Source organism: bacterium, assembly GCA_020444325.1.
In the GTDB taxonomy this organism is placed as follows: Bacteria; Bacteroidota; Ignavibacteria; order SZUA-365; family SZUA-365; genus BM516.
In genome coordinates, this window is record JAHLLD010000017.1 from 55,222 (window position 1) to 71,598 (window position 16,377).

The following is a 16,377-nucleotide window of genomic DNA, read 5'->3' on the forward strand; positions in this document are numbered from 1 at the left end:
GTCTCATCAAAGCGATCAGCAATGAACGCGCGACAGAACGTCACCAGCCTTTTACTCCTGACCCTTCTCTTCCTTTTCGGCAGCATCACGAACGTGTTTGCGCAGGAGGACGGCTTCCGTCTGAAGCGCACCAAGAAAGAAAACGTCCCCATCAACGTGCAGGTGCTTGCCGGGTACAACTCCATGAATAATCCCGCGGATGTGCTGCAGGACATGTACGACGGCACCAACCTGACATCGGCAGGCGGCTTCGCCACAGGTTTACAGGGGATGGTAGAACTCGACACGCTCGGCTTGCGGGTCTGGCTCGGAGCGGAAGTCACGTATTACCGTGTCTACAAGCGCTGGCTGGCGGAGGACCCGGAGGTGTACTATCCAGGTGAGGATACGGATGTCGATGCGGTTGAGACGTTATGGGGTCTCGGAGCGAACGCCATTCTCGCTGTTGGTCCCTTCAGTCGTTTCACCCTGATTTTCGGTCCCGGTGTACAGTACCTGTATGGACGCATAGACAAGGAATTGACTATCGAGGGAAATATTTTCGAAGCGCAGATCGTCCCCACCATGCTGGGTTCGGTGAACTTCCAGCTGCTTCGCTACGAGCATGGCAGTATCGATGCAAATTTCCGGGGACTGTGGGGATTCGGGGAGTACGGAAGCTTCCAGTTCCAATCATTGATCGGTTTCACCTTCAACTTCTGACCGGATACTTGTCTTTGAGCGACTTACTGCAGCGGCACGGTGACACTGATGGCGCCGCGCAGGTCGCCTGCGGAGTAGCCTGTTGCCTGATCATCAGGATAACGGTCGGCCAGGGCCTGGCGTACGTTCGCATCCAGCTCTTCGGCTGCAGCGTGACAGGCAAGGCAGGGTTTCTTGATCGTGAGGGGTTTCATGAAACGCAGTACCTGGATACCATTTTCCGTGACAGTTTCACTATGTGTGGTCTTGAAGTCCAACGTCCCCTTTTCCTGCATCGATGCGAAGTGCGCCAGGATGTTCTGTTCGTAGTCATCCGGAGCATCGAGAGGGTTGCGGGGTTTGGTTGTGACGCGCCGGAGCGTGACACCGTACCTGTCAGCAATTTCATTTGTAAGCGGTTGCGCTTTTTCTGCGCACACGAGAACTGCTCCCGAAGGACCGTTCTCCTTCATCGCCTTCTGCACTTCCCCCATTAACGTTCCAGCAAGTTCCTGAGCAGCATCACGAGCTTTCGCCTCCGCCTGCTGCTGCTTTCCTTCATCCAATGCAGTATTGCCACTGCAGCCGGCGAGCAGCATCGTGGCTGCCAGGATTGTCAGAATACGCATGATCTCAATCCTTTTGTTGTAAATCCATATCGGGATTCTCTTCCCGGCTTATCCAGAGATGGAAGAGTTCGGTAAGAAACTGACTGGCCCTCTGCTGTATCCCCGGATGCGAGCTTTCGCGGGGACCCGCGACGTTGAGCACACGTGTCCTGTTTCTTCGCAGCCATTCTGCCGTCATCGAAAGTGAGGTCGCATCATCGAGAATGACTGTCATATGCGGCTTCTGCATACCCTCGGCGACGGATTGTGTAAAGAGTGTGCCTCCGGTAAGTGGAGCACTGACCGCGAGCAGCAGCGTGGCATCGGCATCACGCACATTCCACATTGTCCTCTGCTCGTAGGCATCGGAAGGCGTTTCCTCCAGAGGATATGCGGCGGGCACCTGTCCATCTTCCGCAAGCCGTCCTCTGGGACACCAGCCACCGGTCGGGAGACCCAGCTGTGCGCCAACATCGAGCGCGGCACGATCAACCCCCGTCTGTCCCCCGGAAATAATGCGGTAACTATCAGGCTGCATGATATGCAATACTACAAAAGAGCATGAACGATTGCAACGGAAACAGGATACAGGGAATTCTTGACGCGAATATCATAAAATCATATTATGAGCAAGTCCACCAAAAATAAGAGCCTATCAATGCCCAAACTTCCCTCCTCCGTTTATAATCCCATAAGTCTCACCGGCGTCGGTATCGCACTCGTCTCTTTCGGTACCATACTCGTGTTCTTCGTCATGGATGTCATGGGTTACACGAGTTCGCCGTACCTGGGGATTTTCACCTACATGATAATCCCGGGCATCCTGATCCTTGGACTGCTGCTGGTGCCGTTCGGTGTATGGATGGAAAAACGGAGACTGCGCAAGCATGGGGGGAAGACGCGCAAATACATGCTTATCGACCTCAACGAGCCCACGCATCGCGCCGCGGTGATGGTCTTTGTTGTTGGCACCATGCTGCTTATCGTCGTGTCTGCCGCCGGGACATATCAGGCGTACAATTACTCGGAATCGGTGGAATTCTGCGGCGAGGTCTGTCACGAGGTGATGCATCCGGAATACATGGCCTATCAGCATTCCCCTCACGCGCGTGTGCTCTGCGCCGAATGCCATATCGGTGAGGGCGCGGACTGGTTCGTCAAGGCCAAGATATCCGGCGCCTACCAGGTATACTCCGTGATCTTCAACAAGTTCAGCCGTCCGATCGAGACCCCCATTGCGAATCTGCGTCCCGCACGCGAGACCTGTGAGCATTGCCACTGGCCGAGCAAGTTCAGCAGTGACAAGAAGCTGGAGAAAATTTATTTCCCGATCGACACAGTCGATGCGCAGCCCTGGCGCATCACCATGATGCTCAAAATCGGTGGTGGACAGAGTGAACTGGGTCCCACCGAAGGTATTCACTGGCATATGAACACCGAGAACAAGGTCCGCTACATCGCCGTCGACGAAAAGAGGCAGGAAATCCCCTGGGTGGAATCCACAGACCTCGATGGTGTCACCCGGGTATTCCGCGCCGAGGACAGCGAGTATGGAGACACGGACCTCGAAAAATTTGAAACCCGCAAAATGGATTGCATCGACTGCCACAATCGTCCATCGCACATCTATTATCCTCCCTTCCGTACCATCAACGATGCCATGGCCGGCGAGCGCATTGCGAGCACCCTCCCCAACATCCGCGCCATCGCCTCTCATGCACTGACGCGCGAATACGCATCGCTGGAAGAAGCGCTTACCACCATACCAGACATTGTAAAGGATGAGTATCGCACGCATGCACCTGAGGTGCTTCGCGAGCGCGGCGCCGAGGTCGACAGCGGTATCGTGGAAATCCAGCGCATCTTTGAACGAAACTTCTTTCCTTCCATGCGCGTCAGCTGGAAGGGATATCCCAACAATATCGGTCACATGTATGACGTCGGCTGTTTCCGCTGTCACGACAACAAACATGTCACCGAAGACGGCGAAGTCATTTCCAATGACTGCAACCTGTGTCATACCATCGTCACTCAGGGTCCTCCGGGCGCAACCGTGAGCGATCAAAACGGCATGCCATTTACGCATCCGGCAAATATTGACGAGGCATGGAAAGAAGTACCCTGCTCGGATTGCCATCTCGGGATCTGAGAAATCCGGCGATGGCAGGCCCTGGCCTATTCCGTATTCCGGTCTTGATCTCCTGAAATCCGTGGATAAAAAAAACCCTGTTTTTCTATGGATTTATATGTGGATTTTTGCCAATTTGGGATGGCAATAGTTTCCCTTACCAACTATTGCCACTCGTGAAAAAACAATAGTATATCGCACATCTGACCAGGCAACACACATGCACCTCCCACCCAAGGCCCATTCGATGCCTGCAAAAAAGACTTTGATCCCCGCATCTCTCCTTCTCCTCATGATTTTCCTCTTTCCGGCCACCGTGTTCGCACAGTCGGCGGAGGAATGCCTCATGTGTCACAACGACCCCGAGTTCGAGATGGAGAAGAACGGACGGACCGTCTCCATCTACGCGAATCCTGCCGTGCTGAAAAAATCACCGCACGCGGATCTCGATTGCGTTTCCTGTCACACCGGTTTTGATCCGGAGGAACTGCCGCATAAGGAAAATATCACCCCGGTGCGCTGCACCAGCTGTCACCAGGACGCCGTCATGGACCATCAGTTCCATGCCGTGCAGCTGAGTCTTGCGAGTTCGCAGGGCAAGCTCGATGCCTCCTGCAAGCAATGCCACGGCAAGCACAACGTGCTGCCGCTCGACAGCGAAGAAAACCCCTTCCACGCCACGAACATGGCGGAAGCCTGTGGCAAGTGTCACCCCGACGTCGTCGCGACATTCAGCAAGTCCGAACACGGCAAGGCCCTGGCAGCTGACGTGAAGGGTGCGCCGACCTGCATCAACTGTCACTCCCGCGACGTGACCGGTCACAAGGGCAAGCTCAGCAAGCTCGAGACGAAGCGTATCCAGGAAGAACTCTGCCTCGAATGTCATCATGACAACGAGGACGTGCGCAGCCGCATGGCGCCCACCGCCAGTTTCATCATGGCGTATGAAAAGAGTGTGCACGGCATGGCGCTGGCACGCGGCAACGGCGACGCGGCGAACTGCGTCGATTGCCACGGCAGCCATGAAATGAAGCGTTCGTACGATCCGGATTCCCGCACGCACAAGATGCATGTGGCCGAGGACTGCGGGCAGTGCCACACGGAAATCGCCGCCGAGTACAAGAAGAGTATTCACGGGCAGGCGGTCGCGAAGGGAAATCTTGATTCCCCGACCTGCATCAACTGTCATGGTGAGCACAACATCCTTCCGACCAACGATCCGAATTCCCCGGTTGCCGCGCAGAACGTTTCAAAGCAGGTGTGCAGTCCCTGTCACAGTTCGCTGCAGTTCTCCGAGAAATACGGCTTCAACACCAAGCAGACGCGGAGTTACGAAGACAGCTATCACGGACTCGCCCTCAAGGGCGGAAGCACCCAGGTGGCAAACTGTGCATCATGCCACGGAGTGCATAACATCCTGCCCTCGAGTGATCCGAACAGCCGCATCAACAAGGCCAATCTCGTCGCGACATGCGGCAGCTGTCATCCCAATGCCAACGTCCGTTTTGCCACGGGCAAGATTCACGTGACGGAGGATGATGAGGAAGACAGTCCGATCGTGTTCTGGATCACCAATATCTACATCATCCTCATCGTGGTGGTCATCGGCGGCATGCTTGCGCACAACCTGCTCGATTTCCGGCGCAAGGCCACGCACAAGCTGAAAACCCGTCGCGGACATTATCCGCATCACAGTGCCGGTGGCGCGCGCATGCACGTTCGCATGACGCTCAATGAACGATTGCAGCACGGTTCATTGCTGGTCAGTTTCATCCTGCTCGTCATCACCGGGTTCATGCTGCGCTTCCCCGATGCGTGGTGGGTTTCATGGATTCGTGAAGTGAGCTCCGGCGCCTTCGACGCGCGCTCGGTGATTCACCGCATCGCCGGTGTTGTCATTATCGCAGCCAGCCTCTATCATATTTTCTACCTGGCCGGGACGAAGCGCGGACGACAACTCTTCAAAGACCTGCTTCCGAAATGGAAAGACGCCACCGATGCCGTCGGTATTCTCAAATACAACCTCGGTTTCTCGGATGAAAAGCCGAAGTTTGACCGCTTCAGCTATATCGAGAAGTCTGAGTACTGGGCTCTTGTCTGGGGAAACATCGTCATGGGCGCCACTGGCATCATCATGTGGTTCGACGAGTTCTTCCTCGGTATTTTCACGAAGCTCGGTTATGACATCTCCCGTACGATTCACTATTACGAAGCCTGGCTTGCGATGCTTGCCATCCTGGTCTGGCATATCTACTTCGTCATCTTCAATCCTGACGTCTACCCGATGAACCTCGCATGGATCAAGGGCACACTGACGGAAGAGGAAATGGAAGATGAACATCCTCTCGAACTTGAACGCATCCGTGCAAAACGAAAGGAGGAAGGTGCGCAGGACGACATGATCGACATCCCGGTAGATCCGGAATAAATCCGTCGTTCCCCTGTCCCGCAGCACCGGATTATCCGCATGCTGAAAAATTTCATCATCCCTTCTCTGCGCGAGGTCTCGCGGGCCGCATTTGCGGCCTGCGCGATCCTCGCGTTTTTTGCTGTTCCAACACAGCTCCAGGCACAGGACAACGACAACTGTTACATGTGCCATGAAGACCGTGATCTCAAGGGCGAGGTCAACGGCAGAACCCGTTCGGTTTTCGTCGACGAAAAAATAATCACCAATTCCGTACACGGAGAATTCGAGTGCACGATCTGTCATCTCGACGTCGACCCTGACGATCTACCGCATGACGAAGACCTCGAACCCGTGGATTGCGGCACCTGTCACGGTGAAGTGCAGGAGAAGCACGCGATTTCCCTTCACGGGAAGGCCATCAAGCGTGGCGACCCGCTCGCTCCCCGCTGCACCACCTGCCACGGTACACATAACATCATGCATGTCAAGGATCCTGCTTCCCCCGTCCGCGCAGCGAACATCCCCTTCCTCTGCGGCAGCTGTCACAGTGAAGGTTCGCCGGTGCAGCGACAGCGGAAAATTCACCAGGATCACATCCTCGAGAACTACTCTGAGAGTATTCACGGAGAAGGGTTGCTGAAGAAAGGACTCACTGTTGCGGCCACCTGTATCTCCTGCCATACCGCGCATGAGATTCTCCCGCATACGGATCCCAACTCCAGTATCGCCCGCCGCAACATCGCGAAGACCTGCTCGAATTGTCACGCACAGATCGAGGAGGTACATGTCAAGGTGATCAAGGGCGAATTGTGGGAAAAGCAGCCACATCTGCTCCCGGCCTGCGTAGACTGCCACCAGCCGCATAAGATCCGCAACGTGTTCTATGATCAGGGGACCGCGGACGCGCAGTGTCTCGAATGTCACCAGCAGCCGAATCTCCGCGCTGCTGACGGACGCTCGATGTTCGTCAACTACCAGGATCTTGGACACTCACGCCACGTCAGCGTCGCCTGCAGCCAGTGTCACTCAGGTGTGAACAACTCGCATACGCGTCCCTGTGACAACATTACGAGCAAGGTCGACTGTGCTGCATGTCATGCGGAGACGGTAGACCACTACAACCAGAGCATCCATGGTGTGATGGCGGCGAAAAACGACCCGGACGCCCCCTCCTGCCTCGACTGCCACGGAACGCACAGCATACTCGGGAAAAATAATCCGAACTCCCGTACCTTCCCCACGCGTGTCCCCATGCTCTGTGGCGAATGTCACCGAGCGGGACAAAAGGGCGCGATCCGGACGAAGGATGGCGAGGATGTCGTCAGCCACTATATTGAAAGTATACACGGCAAGGGTCTGTTGCAGAGCGGTCTCGTCGTCACCGCGCAGTGTACGGACTGCCACACTGCACACGACACACAGCCGAGTTCCGACCCGAGGTCAAGCGTAAATCACGCAAACGTCAGCACCACCTGCGGCAAATGCCATCACGGCATTGAGGAGCAGTTCGCACAGAGCATCCACAGCCGTCTCGTCAACGATACAGACAAGGAGCTGCCGACCTGCAACGACTGCCACAGTGCGCATACCATACGCCGATCCGACGAAAGCGGCTTCAAACTGGAAATCATGGATCAGTGCGGCCGCTGCCACGAACACATTGCCGAAACCTACTTCGACACATATCACGGCAAGGTTTCGCAGCTGGGATATACCAAGACGGCAAAATGCTACGACTGCCACGGTGCGCATGATATCCTGCCGCCATCCAATCCAAAGTCGCATTTGAGCCATCAAAACGTGGTCGAAACCTGCAAGAAATGCCATCCATCGGCCAACAGACAGTTCGCCGGCTATCTCTCGCATGCCACGCATCATGATCCGGACAAGTATCCCTATCTGTACTGGGCATTCTGGGGCATGACCATTCTGCTTATCGTTACCTTTATCCTCGGCGGAACACATACTATTCTCTGGTTGCCACGCGCGTTTCGCTGGCGTAAGGAGTTACAGAAAATGGAGCGCGAAGCGGAAGAGTCCGTCGAAGACATCGCATGGAGCGAAACCATCGCGCCCACACCACCGAGCGAGAGAAGAAAAGCTGAGGAAGAAGCTGCCAGGAAGAAGGATGCAACCGCGGACAACGAAACAGACAACGAAGACGAACATACAGATGAAAGAAAGGAGGACGACCAGTAATGGCCCAGACTCCCACCTTTAGAACCGAGAAACATTTCCGCCGATTCACACGTCTCGAGCGCCTGCTGCATATCCTGATGATCATCAGCTTCATCAGCCTGGCGCTCACGGGTATGACGCTGAAGTTTTCCTACACTGGATGGGCGGTGCTCCTCTCTCATCTTTTCGGCGGCTTCCAGTTCGCCGGTTATATCCACCGTGCCGCTGCCGTGATCATGTTCATCATATTCACAACGCATGTCTACGATCTCACGGTCAACAAGCGCCGCGAATACGGAAGTTGGAAGGGGTTACTTTTCGGTCCCAACAGCATGCTGCCCAAGCGCAAGGATCTTGACGACTTCATCGGATCGATGAAGTGGTTTCTCGGACGCGGCGAGCGTCCCCAGTACGGCCGCTGGACCTACTGGGAGAAGTTCGATTACTTCGCTGTGTTCTGGGGAATATTCGTGATCGGATCTACCGGACTCACCCTCTGGTTCCCCGAGTTCTTCACGAACTTCATGCCGGGCTGGATGCTGAACGTCGCGACGATTATCCACAGCGACGAAGCCCTGCTCGCCACCGGTTTCATTTTCACGGTGCATTTTTTCAACACGCATCTGCGTCCCGAGAAATTCCCGATGGATCTCGTGGTCTTCACTGGCCGCATGCCCGTGCACGAACTCAAGCTCGACAAGCCCGAAGAATTCGAAAAACTGAAAGCCGAGGGCAAGCTCGCCGACCATCTCGTCGAACCCTATCCCCCCGTCGTCATTCGCGCCATCCGCGTTTTCGCCTGGGCCGCCCTGGCCACGGGCTTCATGGCGGTCATCTGGATTGTGTACGCCATGATTTTCGCGTACCGTTAGGGCCGCGGAAGCCGTTTCGCCGCCTCAGAGGTGGCTGACAATAGAAAAATGGAAGAATGGAAATATGACTGTGATGGTCATGTTTCCATTTTTTCTATTCTTCCATCTTTCAATGCACGATGCTGAACGTGATGCTGATTCCGATGACCACCAGCACGATGAGGGAGATCCAGACGTACCGGGTATCCCCTTCGCACCAGAAGGTCCATGCCGTGATAATGATGCGGATGATGGGAGTAGTCATGAGGGCGAGGATGCCGGCGTAGAGAAAGATGAACGGGTTGGAGAGGAACGCGCCCGTGCCACCGGAGGCAACGGACCTCATCCATTCCCATGAAGCCATGGGTACATCGTCAGCGTGATAGGACGGCTGAAACGCGTACAGCAGAAAGCCCACCAGCATGAGCGTCCCGCTCACCACTATCCCCCCCATCAGCGTCCTGCTAACAATCCTCTCCTGCTTCACTTCAAAAGCATCCTTCTAACTATTGATCTTTCCATTCTTCCATTTTCCATTTTTCCATTCTTCAATCATCCGAAATACATCCGTATCGCGACGACAAAGATCAGCACGATAAAAACCGCGACCACGGTACGGCTTTTAATCTTTGCGCCGATGATAGTGCCGAGGCGAGAGCCGCCAAGGACGCCGAGGACGGCAGCCGCAGTATAGAGCGGATTGACATGTCCGTAGGAGAAATAAATGAAGGCACTGGCCACGCCGGTGACACCGATCATGAAATTGCTGGTAGCGGTGGCGGCCTTTATGGGGACGCCTGAGACGAGATTCATGATGGGCACCTTGATCAGTCCCCCGCCGATACCAAGCAGTCCGCTCAAGTTCCCCGCGATGATTGAGGAAAGCATGGACGCGGGCAGTCGGCGCACGCTGTAGTGCACTTCCTTCTTTTCCGCTTCGTCGTAGAATCTGCCCTGGATGGAGGCTTCGGGATTGACATAGACGGCGGACTGATTCTTCTTGCGGGTTTTATTCCACATGAGCAGTCCCATCGCGAGCAGAAAAAGCGAGAAGATTTTCTGCAGCGCATCCCCCGAGAGATAGTTCGCCGTGAGTCCCCCGAGCACAGCCCCGATCGTTGTCATCACTTCAAGCGACATCCCGAGGCGGATGTTGCTGATCCCTTTATCCACATACACCGACGCCGTGGCGCTCGACGTCGCGATGATGGTCACCACGCTGGCGGCCACGGCCTCATGCATGGGCAGTCCGAATCCCAGCACCAGCACCGGGATGAGAAACACTCCCCCACCGATGCCCAGCAGCGCACCCAGCACTCCGGTGACCACACCGGAGAGCACGACGAGCAGAAAAAGCAGTGGTGACATGACGTTGAGGCTGATGAGAAAACGGCCGCATTCAACGGCCGCAGGTGCACTCCCGGCAGGACTCGAACCTGCGACCCTCTGCTTAGAAGGCAGATGCTCTATCCACCTGAGCTACGGGAGCGTAATAAAATCAATGACTTAGCGAAGCCGCAGCCACTGTTCAGAAAAATATTCTGAACACTTCGCTCGTGTTTGAACTGTTCAGACTTCTGTGGAAAATACGGGATTTTCGGGTGGAGACAAAGGAGAGAACCCATTCGTCTCCACGCAATATCAGCCTCCCTTCTATCAGCATCTCTTTCCCCCCATCACGATGCGATTCAGCTCATCGCCCACCCGTAACCGAAATCATCCGTGTCGCCTGCGCACCGTTATCAGCTATGGCTCGGAGCAGATACACACCGGTTGACAGCTGCAGCGCACCGAGGTCAAGCACCACCGGTGATGCAGTTTCTGCATATCGCGTCAGTCGCTCGCGTCCCAGCAGGTCATGCAAGGTGACGCGGCAGCTTCCGCCCGCTTCGCCGCCGATATGAACATACAACCGCGCTCCCGCTGGAACCGGCTGCGGCCAGGCATCGAGGGTAAGTGCTCCCGGTGTGGCTGGCGACTCGATACCCGTGCTCTTGCGAATGACATACGTGATAGCCACGTGACGATCCGTCGGTGTTGCGGCGAACAGCAGATCTGCGCCATGCGCTCCTACATCGAGCAGCGTGCTGTTCGGCTGCACGGAGATCTGTGTGGACTGGCTGCCGCTTGTCGGTTGCGCATCCAGCCACCACTCTGATGGCTGTGCCGTCCATGGCATGGCGAGTCCTCCACCCGTCCACAGCTGAACCTGCTGTTCCACCGGCAGTGCACCGCCCCGTTCGGCTTCGAAGTACAGATGCAGCGGTGTGAGCACGAGCCCCGGTGGATTGTCGGGGATGATGTAGACGATATGCGTGCACCCGCTCTCCGTTCCCTGTTCATTGCTTTTCCAGATCCATGTGATGAGTCTCGGATCAGTATCCGCAATGTTCTGTGCCGGGGTTATCTTCCACCAGCGCGAGCAGCTTGCTCCGGGGAGAAGTGTCCCTTCCGGTGCGGGACCTCCCGGCTGATTGGCGTATTCCGGTGAAGTGAAGCTCTGCGTGCTATCTGATCCAGCGAGGGAGAACTCCGGAGGCAGAATGATTGATGCCTCACAACCCGTAAGCGCAACCGTGCCGGTATTGGTCACGGTGTAGGACAGATGCAGTGGATTGGGGATGAAGCGTTCTTCGTGCCAGTCGGCAAACAGCGAATCGTGTCCGCCTGTCTCACATGTGATGCCGGGTTCCTCCGGCCAGGCTTCGATGTGAATCGTCGCCGTGCATTCCTTCCACTCGGTCATCTGATCGCTGCGGTAGCGGACGGTGACCTGCTGATCCTCCGCGACCGGCGCAGCCTGCGGAAGGAGTTTCCACATGAGCGAGGCAGTGGCATGGCTGTCTATTGCCGCGATGGTTTTTGATGCGGGTTCGGTTGCAGGCAGCACGAGCCTCGATGCCTGCGTGAGGTCGATAACGGCTTCGATGTTGGTCTCTTCGGTATCGAGCAGATTCTCCAGATCGAATTGCACCATTACTGTATCGGGTTCATAGTTGATCATGGCGCGATTGAAGCACACCGTGTCTATGGCGGGCATCGAGCAGATGAGTCCGTCCATACCTTCGATGAATACGGCATGCGTGCAGACCGACACGAGGCTGTCCATCCCGGTCGACGTTCCCTTCTCATAAGCATGGACTTCGAAAACCGGTATGCGGCTCGGACGCAACGCCTGCGCGCGCAACTGCCACTGCCGCTGGAGATTACCGCCCGGTGAAAGCGCGCCGCCGGATTGCCGTGCCGCATCCAGCAATGTCACCCCGGCCGTGCCCGGAACCTGAAGTTCCACACCGCTGATCGTACGAGACACGCTGCCGTCGTTTCGCAACTGGCACTGAATCAGCATTTCCTGCGGCACCGGCACACCGCCCACCGTGCGCACACTGTCGGTGCCCCACAGGTCGCATGCCAGCTCCGTGCGTCGGGGATACGCCGTCAATTGGTGGGTGCAGAACTTCCACACCGTGTCCGCCGCGTGCCGGTACATCAATCGGATATCAACGGCTGTTGTATCTATCGGCATCCCCGTCGCTTCCATGCGCCACTCCGTCTCCCACTTCGCCCGCGCTGCCAGTTGTACCCATGTTTGCCGGACCGGACGGCCCGACGCGATGCGAAGCCACGGGGCGTTCGTCCACTGCAGGGACGCTTCCAACCCTGTCACATCCGCGTCGGTGATATTCGTCAGCGCCCCGAACAGCGTGAAGTACCGCGGCTGTGGAGCGCCGGTGCTGCTGTCGGCGGTGAGCTGAGCGAGCCCCGTAAGCGCACACGACAATCCCGGTGCCGCCTCTATAAAGACATCCGCACCGCACGCCAGCGGCAAGCGGCCGTAGTCATCATACACATCTACATGCACATGCACCTGTCGTGACCAGGCCCGGCGATCGGCGCGCAGCAGCCAGTCCTCTTCATGCCGGGCACCCGAACCCACACCCAGCGTACGCGTGCTGTCTCCCGTCGGCTCCACGGTCACGCCCTCGCCGGTGATGCCTACGGTGGCGCGGAGCATGCCGCTGTGTTCGGTGCCGACATTCTCCAGAACCAGCCGCAGGGGCAGCAGGCGTTCCTCATTGCTCAGCGTATCCCGCATCTCCACCGTGCAGCGCAGTTCGGGCACGGGCAGACTGCCGCGTGTGATCTCCATGTCCAAGGCGCAGGCGCTATAGGAGCGCAGGCAGTTGACCGGCAGTCCCGCGATGCGATACCACTGTTCCACCTCGATGCGCGAGAGATCGGGAAGTCCCTGTCCGGTATCCACTACCACATTCCACACGGTGGTGCTGCTGTCGCCCGGTCCTATCACTCCTGGCAGATAGCGCACCGCCCCCTGATCGGCGGAATCGAGTCGCAGCCCCGCGGGCAGAGACAGGCGCAGTTCCGTCCCGGTCGCGATGTAGCTCTCATGCGGATTGTACGTCGTCAGCCGAACGGGAAAGCGCGCCGGCACGATGCTCCGCCGCACGGTATCGATCACCACCCGCCCCGGCGCCCGCAGATCGCAACCGAGAAAGTCCTCGTCGCACAGAGGGAAGTAGTAGCGGGAGATGGGAATTCTTGAAAAAAGTGACCCCAAACTATCCGGTTCAAACCAGAAGGAATTGCATGGAGTGAGCAGAAAGGAGCCAAGATTGCCTGTAGCATTTAAATTATCGGCGAGAAACACGTACCCGCCAGACATGTAGGAGGGGGCTTGATCAAGTTCAAAATTTATAAGCATCGCATCGCCCCACAGGGTCGAGAGATGCAAACCGCCATCAAGATTGAACACGGTCAGGAACAACGCGTTGTTTATCCAAACACCATCGGGGAGCAAGGTATCCCGCGATGCGGCCGAGTTCTTTAAGGGAAAATCCTCCGACCTCGTCTCTCCACCCAGTAGAATCCTCCCGCAATCGAGCATCTGCAGTTGATGGAGCATTTCCTTGTCGGATCCTCCATACAGAGTGGAGAACAGCACATCCCCGGATCGGTCGAATCGCGTGATGAAAAGCGTGCCGTCGAAACTCGAACTCAACGGATCGATTTTCACCTCCGACTGCACCGGATGCAGCAGTGGAAAATCCGCCGAGCGCGTCAGGCCCGCGACGATAGCACCTCCCGTACCATCCGGAATGATCCGCGGTTGAAATCGGGTATGGCTGATTGTGAAGTGATTGCTGTTAAACACGAAGAAGCCAAGGCTATCATGATCTACAAGACCACACCCAACGGACGCATCCTCGCTACGTGAACCTCCCAGATAGCTGCAATATTCGATACGATCGAGATCCGTAGAAAGCCTCGTGATGAAATTATCCCGCCTGTTCATGTACAAGTGATAAGAGGGATTCGGATCGGGCACGGGGCGGACCGGTTGAAAGGCGTTGGCCGTGACCGGCAGTTCACCGAGATCGAGTTGCCCCGCCAGCAGGATGCTCCCGTCGATATCGATTGCGATGTCGGTGGTGAAGCAGCCGTAATTTCCTGGAACAAAGAACGTGCCTGCAAGCACGGTATCGCAATCGCGCCCCAGGCGAAGAATATACGATCCCCATTCATCGGTGGGCGGATACAGCGCCGAAGACAGTACATACGGGAAATGCTCATCCTTTGCCATACCCAACAGATACAGACTGCCGTCATCTGCACGCTCGATATCCGTAAGGAAAATGAGCGATCGTCCCGTTTCCCAGCGATGGCCGAAGGTACTTCCGAAAAGCACGTGCCCCGTGCGGGAGAAGCGCCCCAGGTAGCTCGTCCACAGTGTATCGTATTCCTGCAGAGCATTCGACGATACGGGCGGATATCCACCGGAAGGTCGATGGTGTATGTAGTCGCTTTCCGTTGGCATCCAGTTGACCAGATAGAAAAACGACGTATCCGTATCGCGTGCAAGCCGTTTCCCGTGTTCGTAATTTCTGCAATCCCAAGTAGGTAGAAGCATCAGATACGTACTGAATAGTAGATCCTGACCGTCACACGTAAAACGCACGATGCAGTTAAATCTGGGGCGGTCAATCGGCAAGGAATTCTTCATTGGCAATCCTTGTCTCGCCCAGCCCGAAATCGTCATCTCTCCTGAGTCATCCGTGATCTCGGAGTGCGTTCCTTCCAGTCCGCGCACGAACGTCGTGAACTCCGTTTCCAGGCAGTAGCCGTTGTACACCATTCCACGTTCAAGACGATACCCCACCGTATCCCCGGACCATACGAGCTGTACATCACTCATCTGCGCTTCTTCACCTATCCCGCCTCGGTTAATCGCGGTTTTCATGGCCATCTGCATGTGCGCTCCGGTCACGAGAAAACATGCAGCGGAGAGATCCGCTCCCGGCCGGTATCGGATGCGCTGCAGCAGGCGATTTTCCTTCGCTTCGTACTCGACATCGATATACGGCCAGACATCCTTGTACACTACACGGCCGTGATTCGCCACTGATTCGTACCAGCTGTCCGAATGACTGCCGAAGTAGAAATTCGACACGACCTGCAGACTGTCCATGCCCAGAACGCTACGGGGATTGCCGCCAATGAAGCTTAACGACGAGGAGCGGTCCACAAGCATCCTGCCATGCTCAATCGGGTGCATTTCTCCTCCCCCCGCTTCGTCCGGCATGGGTGCTTCGACGTACAAGCCATTCAGCCTGAGCGAAAGCGTTTCTTTCCCGTTCAGAATACCGAAGAGGATATCCTCCTGCCATTGACCCGCGTTCACGGTGAACTGCAGCGGCACGGAGTACTGTATTCCTGCCGGTGGATCGCCGGCTAACAATGGATGCAGGAAGAATAAAAACAGGGCGAAATTCATGAGCATCATGCGAAAATGCAATGCATGAACTCTCATTCCTATCCGCGAAAAACGTGTTCCAGCGGCCAGTATCGAACTATCCAATCTCATAGCATGATCCTGTCTTGAATCCGTGGTTTCATCTCTCGAACAGGGTAATCCTTACGATGCAATAAAATATACCATACGGGGACACAGAACGCGCCCCCGTATGGATGTGTTGACAAAATCACTTGAGAATGAGAAGTGATAGAATTGTGTGTGCGTGTGGCGAAAATCGTGCCACACAGGTGCGAACATTTCATTGTGTTTCCTCTCGTAACAGATATTAAATATCGTGAACAACTATCCGCATATCAGAGAGGGAATGATACGCGGTCATTTCACGGGTAGCCCTTCCTCCGGAATGAACGGCTCCCCTCGTGTACGCCCCATCGCAACCGTATGCCTGGTCGTCGTCCGGCGCACGGGAGCGTACGTACATAATCTAATGATATATTTCACGATGTCAATATCCCTTTGATTCAGACGGATTTCCGAGACCGATCGCGGTCGACATGCATGACCTCCTTCAGCAGGAGCAACTGCTTGACCTCCCTACTGCCACAAAATTCCATAATCTGTTCAGAATTTCCGGAACAAATCTCCCAATAATTATTCAGAAATCATCCCCTGATTGCACGCTCAACTGTTCAGAATCCCCGTAAATCCCTGCAGGCAGATCGATTAGTTTAACTGTTCGTTCCACT

General features: G+C 55.9%; 10 protein-coding genes and 1 tRNA gene. 5 read left to right on the forward strand and 6 right to left on the reverse strand.

All coding sequences use genetic code 11. The annotated features are described in order from the left end of the window. Window positions 1-21 precede the first annotated feature (21 nt). Window positions 22-702 (forward strand): hypothetical protein, encoded by a 681-nt coding sequence (locus KQI65_17180; protein MCB2206481.1) that lies wholly within the window; start codon window positions 22-24, stop codon window positions 700-702. Between the two features lie 23 nt (window positions 703-725). Here the strand turns inward: KQI65_17180 and KQI65_17185 are convergent, their stop codons facing one another. Next, a complete protein-coding gene (locus tag KQI65_17185; GenBank protein ID MCB2206482.1) occupies window positions 726-1,310 on the reverse strand; it encodes a DUF3365 domain-containing protein in 585 nt (194 codons plus the stop codon). Window positions 1,311-1,314: 4 nt separating this feature from the next. Next, the gene (locus tag KQI65_17190; protein ID MCB2206483.1) at window positions 1,315-1,827 is read right to left on the reverse strand and encodes a putative molybdenum carrier protein; all 513 of its coding nucleotides are present in this window, start codon (window positions 1,825-1,827) and stop codon (window positions 1,315-1,317) included. Window positions 1,828-1,947: 120 nt separating this feature from the next. Between KQI65_17190 and KQI65_17195 the strand changes: the two genes are divergently transcribed. From KQI65_17195 to KQI65_17210, 4 genes are all read left to right on the forward strand, one after another. Further along, window positions 1,948-3,438, forward strand: a complete 1,491-nt coding sequence (locus KQI65_17195) for a NapC/NirT family cytochrome c (GenBank protein ID MCB2206484.1) — start codon at window positions 1,948-1,950, stop codon at window positions 3,436-3,438. A gap of 199 nt (window positions 3,439-3,637) precedes the next feature. Continuing rightward, window positions 3,638-5,845 carry a cytochrome b/b6 domain-containing protein gene (locus KQI65_17200; GenBank protein ID MCB2206485.1) on the forward strand — a complete coding sequence of 736 codons (2,208 nt, stop codon included), beginning with the start codon at window positions 3,638-3,640 and terminating at the stop codon, window positions 5,843-5,845. A gap of 39 nt (window positions 5,846-5,884) precedes the next feature. Further along, complete coding sequence (locus KQI65_17205; protein ID MCB2206486.1) at window positions 5,885-8,026, forward strand: hypothetical protein; 2,142 nt, start codon at window positions 5,885-5,887, stop codon at window positions 8,024-8,026. Next, entirely contained in the window at window positions 8,026-8,877 is an 852-nt protein-coding gene (locus KQI65_17210; protein ID MCB2206487.1) for a hypothetical protein, read from the forward strand. The genes KQI65_17205 and KQI65_17210 overlap by 1 nt, the downstream gene beginning before the upstream one ends. A gap of 109 nt (window positions 8,878-8,986) precedes the next feature. On the opposite strand, the gene KQI65_17215 is transcribed toward KQI65_17210, so the two are convergent. The 4 genes from KQI65_17215 to KQI65_17230 form a co-directional block, all read right to left on the reverse strand. After that, window positions 8,987-9,343 carry a DUF1634 domain-containing protein gene (locus tag KQI65_17215; protein MCB2206488.1) on the reverse strand — a complete coding sequence of 119 codons (357 nt, stop codon included), beginning with the start codon at window positions 9,341-9,343 and terminating at the stop codon, window positions 8,987-8,989. Window positions 9,344-9,408: 65 nt separating this feature from the next. Continuing rightward, a complete protein-coding gene (locus KQI65_17220; protein ID MCB2206489.1) occupies window positions 9,409-10,224 on the reverse strand; it encodes a sulfite exporter TauE/SafE family protein in 816 nt (271 codons plus the stop codon). A gap of 47 nt (window positions 10,225-10,271) precedes the next feature. Next, window positions 10,272-10,345 (reverse strand) — tRNA-Arg (locus tag KQI65_17225). Between the two features lie 204 nt (window positions 10,346-10,549). Then, window positions 10,550-15,658: a T9SS type A sorting domain-containing protein gene (locus KQI65_17230; protein MCB2206490.1), complete on the reverse strand. Its 5,109-nt coding sequence runs from the start codon at window positions 15,656-15,658 to the stop codon at window positions 10,550-10,552. Window positions 15,659-16,377 lie beyond the last annotated feature (719 nt).

Excerpts from the sequence above, each read along its gene's own strand:
- KQI65_17205 (MCB2206486.1), top strand. The coding sequence starts at position 5,885 with ATGCTGAAAAATTTCATCATCCCTTCTCTGCGCGAGGTCTCGCGGGCC.
- KQI65_17230 (MCB2206490.1), bottom strand. The coding sequence starts at position 15,658 with ATGATGCTCATGAATTTCGCCCTGTTTTTATTCTTCCTGCATCCATTG.
- KQI65_17180 (MCB2206481.1), top strand. The coding sequence starts at position 22 with ATGAACGCGCGACAGAACGTCACCAGCCTTTTACTCCTGACCCTTCTC.
- KQI65_17185 (MCB2206482.1), bottom strand. The coding sequence starts at position 1,310 with ATGCGTATTCTGACAATCCTGGCAGCCACGATGCTGCTCGCCGGCTGC.
- KQI65_17200 (MCB2206485.1), top strand. The coding sequence starts at position 3,638 with ATGCACCTCCCACCCAAGGCCCATTCGATGCCTGCAAAAAAGACTTTG.
- KQI65_17220 (MCB2206489.1), bottom strand. The coding sequence starts at position 10,224 with ATGTCACCACTGCTTTTTCTGCTCGTCGTGCTCTCCGGTGTGGTCACC.
- KQI65_17210 (MCB2206487.1), top strand. The coding sequence starts at position 8,026 with ATGGCCCAGACTCCCACCTTTAGAACCGAGAAACATTTCCGCCGATTC.
- KQI65_17190 (MCB2206483.1), bottom strand. The coding sequence starts at position 1,827 with ATGCAGCCTGATAGTTACCGCATTATTTCCGGGGGACAGACGGGGGTT.
- KQI65_17195 (MCB2206484.1), top strand. The coding sequence starts at position 1,948 with ATGCCCAAACTTCCCTCCTCCGTTTATAATCCCATAAGTCTCACCGGC.